An 11,118-nucleotide genomic window follows, 5' to 3' on the forward strand; every position below is an offset into this window, starting at 1 on the left:
TCCCTATCAATTTATGCTTTATGGTTGCTTATGGTCATTAAGAAAAATATGCCCACAACAAATAGACTAGATACATTTGTTGTGGGCATATTTTTTTCAACCTGTATGAATTTGGTCGTATGGAAAGCGATAGGCTTCTTTTTTTCTTTTTGTGAGTAGGAAAAATAGCGTTAATGGGCCAATGCGTCCCATAAACATGACGGCACACAACAGCACTTTGCCAATCGTACTCAATTCTCCAGTGATGCCTGTCGATAAGCCAACGGTTCCGAAAGCGGAAAAAACTTCGACCGCTAACAACAACATAGGCAAGTGTTCGGTAATGGTCAATAAAAAAGTGATCCCAATACGAGAAAAGCACTTACTGTCGTGATGGCTAACGAGCGAATGAGTACCTCGGTTTTGATTGTTTTGCCAAACAAATGTGTCTCTGGAATGCCTCGAATATAATCGATTGTAGCGAAGACAACAATGACAAATGTCGTGAGTTTAATTCCCGAGGCTGTCGATGCGCTACCGCCGCCGATGAACATTAAAAACATCGTAAATAGCAAAGAAGAGTCTTCCATTTCACCAATTGGCACAGCGTTAAATCCAGCAGTCCGCGGTGTAACGGCTTGGAAATAGGAAACGAGTACTTTTTTTACGAATGGAAAATCACCAATTGTTTGGACGTTGTGGTATTCCAGTAGCAGCAATGTAAGGGTCGCAACACCATTTAATACGAGCGTTCCGATAATCATGATTTTCGTATGCAAGCTCCATTTGCGCACCGGTTTATTGGCAAATAGGTCCAGCATAACGACAAAACCAATGCCACCTATGATGAACAGCGATGACAAAATGAGAAGAACTACCGGGTCCCCAGTAAATCGAATTAGATTGTCCGGAAATAGTGAGAACCCCGCATTGTTAAAAGCCGAAATAACATGAAAGATACTGTAATAGATTCCGTTGCGCCAACCGAATGTAGGGATCCAGTAGATGGATAACAGAACGACTGCAATACCTTCCGTAATGAGTGCAAACGAGACAATTTGTCGTACCAATTTCACCATGCCACCAATACCCGATTCGTTGAATGATTCTTGAATGTACATTCTGCTTTGCATCCCAATTCTTTTACCAAATAGGACGAGAATGGCTACGGCGAAGGTCATGAGCCCGATACCACCAAATTGAATGAGTACAAGTAAAACAATTAGCCCGAACAAGGTAAGTGTCGAAGCGATATCAAAGACACTAAGCCCTGTCACAGTCGTCGCGGACGAGGCTGTAAATAAAGCATCCGTCCAAGTAATTGGGTGCGTCGTTGCAACAGGTAATTTCAATAATAAGGTCCCGAATATGATTAAGAGAAGAAAACTACCTGCAATGACGATAGGCGGAGATAAATGCCGTCTAGCCTGTTTGTCTGCGCGCATATGCATCTCCTCTTACTCACGATTCTTTACTTTGGATTTCCTTTTTCCATAAAGTTGTAAACCTTGATTTACGCTCACTGAAGATGAAACGACTCGATGGCTTCGTATTTTGGTGTCTTATGTGGATGCACTGCAAAAAGTGAGAATGATTGAACCAGTACTTCGATTGGCTTGAAGGTTTCTTTTTCAATGGAGACTGGCCCAGAGTCTTTCCGTTTCTTCGCAATTGTAACATGTGGCACGAATCGATTGAAAAGTGGTAATGCTAGGTGATGGCTAACTGCAGTATTAATTTCCCGTTGTAAAGAAGTTAATGGTACACAATGATTGATAGCTAAATACACAACACGTGGGCCGGAAGATGACCCGAAATACGACAGCCCATCTATATCAATTGAAAAAGACAAGTGACGACCTGCAATCACTGCTAGCATCTGCTTCAGCGGCGAAAGACGATGCTCGGAAACAGCGCCTAAGTAAAGCAGCGTTACATGGAAGTCCTCAATATGTGGAATTACTTTATAAGTATCACGCAAGCGGTATCGTTCCCTGACTTGTTCAACTTGTGCTTCAAAATGCGTTGGAACCTTGACGCCGATGAAATAATGCTGTTCCATTCGCTGTTCCTCCTCTTCTATTACAATGACTTTCAAACTCTATTATAGCCCAAATAAGTCGAATTAAGCCGGATACTTAGCGCCATCTAATTTGCACCAATAGATGAAATTGAGCAACATAATGGCGAAACTAGAAAAGGTAATCGCAGAAAAATCAACTACAAGTAACTTCATCATAATTTCTACTCATTCACTTGTACGCAATGCACAATGATTCCTAATTTGCACTTGGAAAGTTGAGCATTGGCATCCAATTGTTCCATAGGGTGAAGCGATGTATGATAAACTTAATCAAATAATTTAATATTCAGACGGTTATAGACTTTGGATTTACACTAGGGTTTAAAACGTATGAAACAGTGTTAAATTAAATGATTTAAATAATTTCAACAAGTAGATGCATAGAAGCGCTAGTTCTCCGTAAATGTATTTTTAAAAAGGAGGAAATGGATATGGTAAGAAACAAAGAAATTGCTAGGGGCAAAAATGAAAAAGTAAGCACGGTTGGAAATAGGGCCGTCGTTTACGCAGGTGAAGGGAAAGTTGAAGTTCAGGATATTAGCTTCCCAGATTTAGTATTAAGAGATGGTCCTGGCGTGAATCCGAAAAATGTGGGAAGAAAGTGCCATCATGGTGTCATCCTAAAAGTGATCACAACGAATATTTGTGGAAGTGATCAGCATATGGTTCGTGGTCGAACAACTGCTCCAGTTGGCCTTGTCCTCGGACATGAAATTACAGGTGAAGTCATTGAAGTAGGACGTGACGTAGAGTTTATAAAAAAAGGTGATTTAGTCTCGGTTCCGTTTAATATTGCTTGTGGGCGCTGTGTCTCATGTAGAGAGCAAAATACCCACGTCTGCCTCAACGTTAATCCGGATCGTCCAGGCTCGGCCTATGGTTATGTAGACATGGGGGGCTGGGTTGGCGGTCAATCTGAATATGTCATGGTTCCATATGCAGACTTTCAACTACTCAAGTTTGCAGACAAAGATCAGGCGATGGACAAGATTCTTGATTTGACAATGCTTTCTGATATCTTCCCGACTGGGTATCATGGTGCATATAGTGCCGGAGTAAGACCTGGATCTACGGTGTATATTGCTGGTGCAGGTCCCGTTGGATTAGCAGCTGCTCATTCGGCACAACTATTAGGAGCTTCGGCAGTCATTGTCGGCGATCTCATTCCGGAACGATTAGCGCAAGCGAGAAGTTTCGGTTGTGAGACGATTGACTTAAGTAAGCACGATGATTTAGGCGAACAAATTGAGCAAATTCTAGGTATTCCGGAAGTGGATTGTGCCGTTGACGCTGTTGGTTTCGAAGCACATGGGCATGGAAAGGGACAAGGCGAAGCGCCAGCAGCTGTACTCAACTCCATTATGGACATTACCCGTGCGGCCGGTAAACTTGGTATTCCAGGATTGTACGTAACAGGCGATCCAGGTGGAATTGATGAAGATGCGAGGGTAGGGACGCTAAAAATTCGTTTCGGCCTAGGTTGGGCAAAAGCACATACTTTTGTAACAGGGCAAACGCCCGTTATGCAATACCATAGATATTTGATGAAATCGATTTTAAGCGGCAGAGCACAAATTGCGAAAGCAGTGAATGCGACAGTTATTTCCCTCGACGAAGCACCTGAAGCTTACCAAGCTTTTGATAAAGGGGCAGCAAGGAAGTTTGTGATTGATCCCCACGGTACGTTAACTAGGTGAAGATTATTAAAAACTAGGAGGATGGTTGAAAATGACGAAAATTAATTTGGAAGTAGCAAAAAAACTAATTGAGAGTGCTGAACAGGAATCGAAAAACTTAGGTGTCAATATGGTAATTTCAGTTGTAGACCAAGGTGGGAATCTCATTGCAAAACACCGAATGGATGATGCCTGGATTGCTAGTATTGAAATTTCTCAAAATAAAGCATGGACGTCTGTTGCTTTAAAGGCACCGACAGCAAATTTAGCTGACGCTACAGTACCAAACGCCGAACTTTACGGGCTAACTACTACAAATAGTGGGAAAATTGTTGTATTCGGCGGAGGGATACCACTTGTAGCGGATGGTAAAGTCGTCGGTGCTGTAGGGGTAAGCGGAAGCTCAGTTCCAAACGACGTTAAAGTGGCTGAAGCTGCTGTTCGAGCATTTGAAAATAACAAAGTGCCTGTTCGGTAAGGAGCTGTAACTAGATAGTAAGCTACTGTCTTTTACATCTTAGAATGCTATATACGTTGAACTAAAGAACCCTATTAACAACGCTTGGCGCTTGGGGATGCCTCCCGCAATAAGCCTGATGGAAAGCCACCATCAGTCTTATTGCTTCGGCGACCCCGGTAGACGCCTGCGATGGAGATTACGTGAAAATCATAAGTTCAACCCATATAGGGAAGGTTTTAGTTTGCTAATTGTAAAAAACAGTAGTAACAATCTATTATTCCATAAGAAATGACGAGAATTTAACAACTCGATAGGGGGAGTACTATGGAGAAGCATTATGAGGTAATTGTTGTCGGAGCAGGGTCAATGGGAATGGCTGCCGGTTATTTTTTAGCAAAACAAGGGGCGAAGACGTTACTGATTGATGCAAATGATCCGCCACATACACAGGGGAGCCACCACGGCGATACGCGAATTATTCGCCATGCTTACGGTGAAGGACGAGAATATGTTCCTCTTGCACTTAGGTCCCAGGAGTTATGGAATGAGCTCGAAAAGCAATCCCATCACAAAATATTTACACGGGTAGGCGCCATTGGCTTTGGCCCTAAAGGCGAATCTGCATTTATCGATGAAGCGATTGCCAGTGGAAAAGAATATAATTTAGAAATTGATCTACTCACAGGAAAGGAAATGAATGAGCGTTGGCCTGGGCTGACTGTTCCAGATGATTACATCGCTTTTTATGAGCCTAACTCAGGGTTTTTATATAGCGAAAATTGTATCAGAGCTTATCGAGAGCTAGCGGATTACCATGGTGCTGAATTTTCTATGAACAATCCGGTTGTAGACATTGAGGCTTTCGAAGATACTGTTAAGGTGATCACAAAGAACGGAACATTTACTGCAGACAAGTTAATTCTTAGTGGTGGTGCCTGGAATAGAAAAATAGCCCAAAATCTTAATCTTGATTTGCCAATAACACCAACTCGTCAACCTGTCGCTTGGTTCGAGGCTGATGAATCATTGTATAATACGAATGCATTCCCTACTTTTATGGTTGAAGTTCCGACGGGGGAGACAAAAGCAATCTATTATGGGTTTCCAACGTTTGGTGGATGTGGTGTGAAAGTCGGAAGACATGAATATGTCGACAAAATAGATCCGGATACGATGAATCGTGACTTTGGTTCTGACGACAATGATGAGGGACATATTCGTGAGTATTTAGAAAGATTTATGCCGCAAGCAAATGGAGCGTTAAAGAGAGGGGCAATCTGTATTTATTCTAGAACACCAGATGGTCACTTCATTATTGATAAGCATCCAGAATATCCTCATATTTCTTTTGCAGCTGGGTTTGCTGGGCATGGTTTTAAGTTTGCGAGTGTTGTTGGTGAAATCTTAACTCAATTAGCTTTAACAGGTGAAACAGAGCATGACATTACTCTCTTCTCAGTCAATCGTCCGGCTCTAAAAGCATTGTTGGAGAAGGCTTCTATATGAATTTTATGAAAGCGCTTACAAATGGAGCTTAGGGGTAGATAATTAGCAAACGCACGTTGATCTTGACTTAGAATACTTACCAAATGATTAGCATCCTAAACAAAATTTTTTAAAATAACCTTACGTTCACAGTAGTTGACTTGTGGTGGTTGATATTAAAAAAGAAAGGAGGTTGTCATATTGGTAGTAGCAGAAGTCGAGCTACAAGGGACGGATACCTCGAAGGAGATCTCTACTAGCGTCAAAAAGGCGGTTGTGGGCGCAGCGATTGGAAATTTGATAGAGTGGTTTGATTATGCATCCTACGGTTATTTAGCTGTAGTTATTGCAACGGTTTTCTTTGCACCGGGAAACGCAACGGCGGCATTGTTAGGAGCATTCGCAGTATTTTCCGTTTCGTTTATTGTGCGACCGATTGGAGGGCTTATTTGGGGGCATCTTGGTGATAAAATCGGACGTAAGCGTGTCTTGGTTCTGACAATCATTATCATGTCGATGTCAACTTTTGCAATTGGTATTTTGCCAGGCTATGCAGCAATTGGCGTGATGGCACCACTGTTATTACTTGTTTGTCGCCTCGTTCAAGGTTTTTCCGCATCAGGAGAATATGCTGGGGCAGCATCTTTCATATCCGAATACGCGCCGAATTCACGCCGAGGGCTACTTGTCAGTATGGTACCAACAAGTACGGCGGCTGGACTCATGTTAGCGGTCATTATTGTATCGCTTCTTGAATTTAACTTGACTAAAGAAGCCCTATACAGTTGGGGATGGCGAATTCCCTTTCTCTTATCGGGTCCCCTTGGCATAATTGGTTTGCTGATTCGACTTAAGCTAGAAGACACTCCGTTATTTAAAGAAATGGATAGGTCAGAGAAGAAACCTAAACCAAGTTTATTCCAGGGGGTTAAACAAAACCGAAAACAAGTACTCATCGCTTTTGGGGTTATCTGTCTAAATGCAGTGGGCTTCTACACGATTCTTAGCTATATGCCGACATACCTTACGCAGGAGTTAGGCTTTGGGGTTATGAAAGGAATATTGATTACCCTCGTCTCTTTAGGTACGTACGTTCTCGTACTCCCGTTCGTTGGAATGCTAGCTGATCGAATCGGAAGGAAGCCGGTCCTTATCGGGGCTTCTATCATGTTTGTATTATTCACATATCCCGCTTTTTGGTTATTATCCATTGGAGGTCCTTATGCAATATTGGCATTAGTCATGCTTGGATTTGTACTAGCTGGAAATGATGGGGTACTTGCCACTTTTCTGACGGAGATGTTCCCCACATCGGTACGTTTCAGTTGCTTTGCGTTATCGTTCAATACCGGCAACGCCATCTTTGGCGGGACAGCACCCCTGATTGCCACCTTTTTAATTGCTAAAACGGGTAATACGTTTGCCCCAGCCTTTTATTTGATGGGGGCTGCCGTAATTGCCTTTGTCTTCCTCCTTATGACAAAGGAGACGGCGAATAAACCTTTAAGAAATGAATAAGGGCAGTAAGCTGCCAAATAGAATGAGTAATCGAAAGGGGAAGAAATAATGAAAACACTTGAAGGCCTAGCAAGAACAAAAGTAATCAAAAATGGAGAAAAAGTGATTCCTACTTTCTCAAAGGCAGAAATGCAACGACGTAATGATAATTTACGGAGAGTTTTAGCAGAAAAAGAGATCGATGCGGTGTTATTCACTTCCTATCATAATATTAACTACTATAGTGATTTCCTATATACGGCATTTGGTCGTAATTATGGACTCGTTGTAACGCAGGATAAGCATGTTACGGTTTCAGCCAATATCGACGGCGGTATGCCTTGGCGCAGAAGCTTTGATGACAATATCGTTTATACAGATTGGCAAAAAGACAATTACCTCCACGCGGTTAAGAAGGTTTTAAGCGACTCGGGCAACATTACCCGCCGTCTTGGAATCGAGGAAGATCACGTAACGCTCGAAGTACGCCAAAAAATACAAGATGCATTTCCTGATGCCGAACTGGTAGACATTTCAAAAGCGACGATGGCACAGCGCATGTTCAAATCAGCTGAAGAGATTGAGCATATTAAAAATGGGGCACGAGTTGCTGATATAGGTGGTGCAGCAGCCGTTGAGGCAATCGATGTAGGCGTTTCTGAATATGAAGTAGCTCTGCATGGAACACAAGCGATGACGCGTGAAATCGCCCGTCTTTACCCGCATGCTGAATTAAGAGATTCTTGGATCTGGTTCCAATCGGGTATTAATACAGATGGTGCGCATAATTGGGCTACTTCGAGAAAATTAGAGCGTGGAGATATACTAAGCCTAAATGCATTTCCAATGATTGCCGGTTACTATACGGCTCTTGAGCGGACTCTATTTTTGGAAGAAGTATCGGATAAGCACCTTGAGCTATGGGAGATTAACGTTAACGTGCATAAAAAAGGCCTTGAATTAATCAAGCCAGGTATGAGATGCATGGATATTGCAATTGAATTGAATGAAATTTACCGTGAACATGATTTACTCCCAAATCGGACGTTTGGCTATGGACATTCCTTTGGTGTACTTTCCCATTACTACGGGCGTGAAGCGGGTCTTGAGTTACGAGAGGATATTGAAACAGTACTAGAGCCGGGGATGGTCGTTTCAATGGAGCCAATGATCATGGTTCCTGAAGGTCAACCAGGTGCTGGAGGATACCGTGAGCATGATATCCTCGTAATCCACGAAGATGGTTCTGTTGAGAATATTACGGGTTTCCCATTTGGTCCAGAACATAACATTATTAAAAAGTAAATGCCTATTGGGAAATTCGATATGCAGTTTTGCTCTCGATATTGCAAAAGCAAAAAATGCTAAAGAGAGATATATATTTTAGGGGGAATTATAATGACTGAAAAAACATTGACGGAAAATAAAAAGAATTTTTTGTGTGCAGAGCCGGGAATTCAATTAATTAAGGCTGGAACTTACAAGCTCAATGAATTGAGCGTGTTACGTGGAACTCCGAACCTAAAAGGACAGATTATTGACGTGCCACTTACTGCTGAAAAAGCAGAGTTAACGATGGGGTACTTTGCATTACAGCCTTCGGAGGACTATTCAGCAGACTTTAATTTCATTGAAGTGAAAGTGGTTACAAGTGGAACAATGATTGTTCGCGATGTTGAAGGGAATCGATACGTAGCGGAAGTTGGCGATGTATTAATCTTTTCTCCTGACACAACGGTTATTTTCGATGGTGAAAGCAATGGAGAAGCCGTTTATTTCAAGAATATATTAGCTAATCCTAGCTATTTATAATTTTAAAAGCGTGTCTACGGAATACTTGTAGGCACGCTTTTACTTTTTTCCCGCATTAATGGGTAGAAAGACTCCCACTTTAAAACTTAAGTAGAAATACGCTAAGGATAAGTGGGAGATCAACTGCCCGTAAAAGCCCGATTGGTTCAACTAACAATCAGTGGGGGATAAGGAAAACCCCTACTGATTGAAGTTTCACTTTATCATGTTATGTTAACCAAGCCTATGTTGGCGAGAGAGTGATTCGATATTAAGAGCCGTTTGAATCCAGAATTGGCAATGGGGTGAAGACAAACTGTCTTGAAGGAGTTCTTCAATTTTTTTTATTCGATAACGTAACGTATTACGGTGAATGTGTAGTGTTTTTGCAACTACTTCACGGTTAAAGCTGTTCAGTGCAAGGCACTTTAACGTTTCATAAAGGATTTCATCTTGTTCAAAATGTAACTCCTCGGGTAACAATTTGTTTAGAAGATTGTGTGCGTCAGCCGGGCTCATATTTCCGTAAAGAAGGATTTCACGTTGGAATTGTTCGGTGAAGTACGTTTTTCCAGAATTGCTTTTAAATTGGACAATTGCTGCTAGCGATTTTGTACTCTTATAACTTGAAACGAAGGACAGTAATTCTCTTTGCCGATCACCTATTACAATAACGGGAGAAAGTTGATTATGGATGGTCGCTAAGTGTTGATTTAAAATCGCTAAGCGCTTCTTCAACTCGGAATTCTCCAGGCTTGAAGAAAATAACAGCACTACTTGATCATCGTATACTTCGCAAAATCCACTAATTTCCTTCTGCTGTTTGAACCACTTGTTGCAGACTCCTCGGATTAACCCTAACTCTAAAAGTGTTTGTGTAGATAAATGAATATTGCCTGAAAGAATAAGCCCCGCCATCCATTCACCTGCTGGTTTTAGGCCGATTTCAAGCATTTTTCTATCAACAACAATATGAGCCGTCTCCAAATTTTCAATCAGAAGTCCAAGCACTTCTGATTGTAGTTGCCAACGCTTTATATTTTCTTCCTGCTGAAGCATGTAAATATCGATGAGTACATGAGCTGCATGTTCAAGTGCAAGCGAATGATACTCGGTTAAGATATCATCATTATGGAGAAGCCAAAGTGTCCCGTATTCATTTCCTTCTATAAAAATAGGAACGGCAATTATATAAGGAGTGGCGCTTTGTAAATGAATAGCCTGAACATGACGTTCTATTGTGTGTGTTTTAAAATTAGCATATGATTGTTCGTTTTTTAATTGCTCGGCAAAGGTATTTATTTTTGTAGAGAGGTTGATTGGTTGTTCATCTTTTGGACTGGCTTCTTCCAATAATGCATTTGTTTCGTCGGTAAATAGTACGGTGCATTTGAGAAATGAAGCAAGAATTTCGCAAACTTCATTTCTGTCATTTGCAACTTGCATCAGTTCAGTAAGACTTGTAGGAACTTGGTTGACCAATTCTTTATTTTTAAATTGGCGTTCCATTATTTCTTGATGGATTGCACGGGTTACTCGAACGAAAGGAACATGAAAGGATACCTCCATTATTGGAATAGAATACTTTTCGCCAAATTCTAAAAGGGCAGGCGGGCACTGTGTTAAATAACGTCCTGTTGCAAGGATAATACCGGAAATTTGATGCCTTAGTAGTGAATTGAGGAATTTTTCTTCTGATTTCCTATCCGCGGGCCATACTTGTCCGCATGATAATAAAAGCTCTTGGCCTTCAAGAAAATGTGCCACATCATCATGATCAATTACGTGGACCCAGCTAATTTTTCGAGCTAACCCACTTCGTCCAGACCGGATGATGATCTTTTGTAATTCGGGCAAACGTAACGATTCTTGTACAGTGATCATACACTCACACCCCCATGGTTATATTGTAATGAAAATTTTAACTATTGCAAATATAATCGGCGAAATGCTCCTTATCGATGTTATAAAGCGACACAGTGATTTTTGGGATGAGTATTTGAAAGGAAAACAACGTGTGGATACATTCGTGCCATTCACTGAATGAGTTGCATATAGTAAGGTTGTGGCCTAGGCGGTTATCAGGGAGGAATGTAGTTCAAATCCTCCCCGATAATGCCTCCGGCGGATGTCCTAGATTTTCAGAG

The 11,118-nt window shown here is 41.6% G+C and carries 8 protein-coding genes and 1 pseudogene; 6 read left to right on the forward strand and 3 right to left on the reverse strand.

Annotated features, from left to right (window positions below):
* Positions 1-96 precede the first annotated feature (96 nt).
* Together MKY34_RS09995 and thpR are read right to left on the reverse strand one after the other, a co-directional pair.
* Positions 97-1,424: pseudogene (locus tag MKY34_RS09995) on the reverse strand (TrkH family potassium uptake protein).
* A gap of 74 nt (positions 1,425-1,498) precedes the next feature.
* Entirely contained in the window at positions 1,499-2,041 is a 543-nt protein-coding gene (thpR, locus tag MKY34_RS10000; protein ID WP_342515017.1) for an RNA 2',3'-cyclic phosphodiesterase, read from the reverse strand.
* Positions 2,042-2,493: 452 nt separating this feature from the next.
* Here thpR and fdhA point away from each other — a divergent pair, with 452 nt between their 5' ends.
* From fdhA to MKY34_RS10030, 6 genes are all read left to right on the forward strand, one after another.
* Positions 2,494-3,759, forward strand: a complete 1,266-nt coding sequence (fdhA, locus tag MKY34_RS10005; RefSeq protein WP_342515018.1) for a formaldehyde dehydrogenase, glutathione-independent — start codon at positions 2,494-2,496, stop codon at positions 3,757-3,759.
* Between the two features lie 31 nt (positions 3,760-3,790).
* Positions 3,791-4,216 (forward strand): heme-binding protein, encoded by a 426-nt coding sequence (locus MKY34_RS10010; protein WP_342515019.1) that lies wholly within the window; start codon positions 3,791-3,793, stop codon positions 4,214-4,216.
* A gap of 306 nt (positions 4,217-4,522) precedes the next feature.
* Entirely contained in the window at positions 4,523-5,704 is a 1,182-nt protein-coding gene (gene solA, locus MKY34_RS10015) for an N-methyl-L-tryptophan oxidase (protein ID WP_342515020.1), read from the forward strand.
* Positions 5,705-5,884: 180 nt separating this feature from the next.
* Positions 5,885-7,201: an MFS transporter gene (locus MKY34_RS10020; RefSeq protein WP_342515021.1), complete on the forward strand. Its 1,317-nt coding sequence runs from the start codon at positions 5,885-5,887 to the stop codon at positions 7,199-7,201.
* Positions 7,202-7,249: 48 nt separating this feature from the next.
* Complete coding sequence (locus MKY34_RS10025; RefSeq protein ID WP_342515022.1) at positions 7,250-8,485, forward strand: M24 family metallopeptidase; 1,236 nt, start codon at positions 7,250-7,252, stop codon at positions 8,483-8,485.
* A gap of 93 nt (positions 8,486-8,578) precedes the next feature.
* On the forward strand, positions 8,579-8,992 hold the full coding sequence (locus MKY34_RS10030) for a hypothetical protein (RefSeq protein WP_342515023.1): 414 nt from the start codon (positions 8,579-8,581) through the stop codon (positions 8,990-8,992).
* A gap of 213 nt (positions 8,993-9,205) precedes the next feature.
* On the opposite strand, the gene MKY34_RS10035 is transcribed toward MKY34_RS10030, so the two are convergent.
* The gene (locus MKY34_RS10035) at positions 9,206-10,855 is read right to left on the reverse strand and encodes a PucR family transcriptional regulator (protein WP_342515024.1); all 1,650 of its coding nucleotides are present in this window, start codon (positions 10,853-10,855) and stop codon (positions 9,206-9,208) included.
* Positions 10,856-11,118: the final 263 nt, after the last annotated feature.

The sequence above is a fragment of the Sporosarcina sp. FSL K6-1522 genome, assembly GCF_038622445.1.
GTDB lineage: Bacteria > Bacillota > Bacilli > Bacillales_A > Planococcaceae > Sporosarcina.